Annotated in this window: 1 pseudogene; it reads right to left on the bottom strand. The window is 71.2% G+C overall.

Annotated elements, in window-relative coordinates:
• Positions 1 to 628: pseudogene (locus ACTJJI_RS26205) on the bottom strand (hypothetical protein); the annotation flags it as partial.

Raw genomic sequence — 628 nt, 5'->3', positions numbered from 1 at the left:
TCGGGCGCCGGCGCGCCGGCGGGGAGCAGCCGTTGCTCACTTTTCAGGGGCTGCCCGGTCAGGGCCACGCTCAGCGTCTCCGTGAGTCCGGCGTTGTCATAGCGCACCGCTGCGGTACCCGCCAGGTTACGGGCCTTCGCGTCCGCATCGTCTGCGGCGACATAAGAGAGCCTGTCCCGTACGCGAGTGCCGCCATCCGCACTCACTTCGGTCACCGTCAGCAGGCGCCCGGCCGTCCCGGCCGGCTCGTAAGTGAAGCTGTTCACGGTGTCCTGCGCGTTGCGGGTCCAGAGAGGACGCCCGGCGGCGTCGCTGAGTGTGTACGTCGCATCCCCGTCGGCGGTGTGCAGCATAATGCCCTGGCCGCTGAGGGCGGTGACGGTGGTGGCATCAGGCAGCAGGTGCCCGGCCTCATCTTTCAGGGGGCGGCTGCCGTACTGCCGGCCTGTCCGCTCCGCCAGGCTTGCCACCGTACGGCTTTGCAGAATACGGGCGGGCGCGGCAGGGGCATCCGGGTGGCGCAGAAAGCGCAGGGCAAGGACGGGGGCGCCGGCGCTGCCGGCGACGGCCACCTCCGGCGTGCCCGCGTGCAGGGAGGCGGGCATGGCGATCGGGCTCTTCATCAGGG

The organism is Enterobacter sp. 22466, assembly GCF_052044775.1.
Taxonomy (GTDB): domain Bacteria; phylum Pseudomonadota; class Gammaproteobacteria; order Enterobacterales; family Enterobacteriaceae; genus Enterobacter; species Enterobacter dissolvens.
The sequence above is the reverse complement of the archived record's forward strand: the minus strand, read 5'-3'. Positions and strand labels throughout refer to the sequence as shown.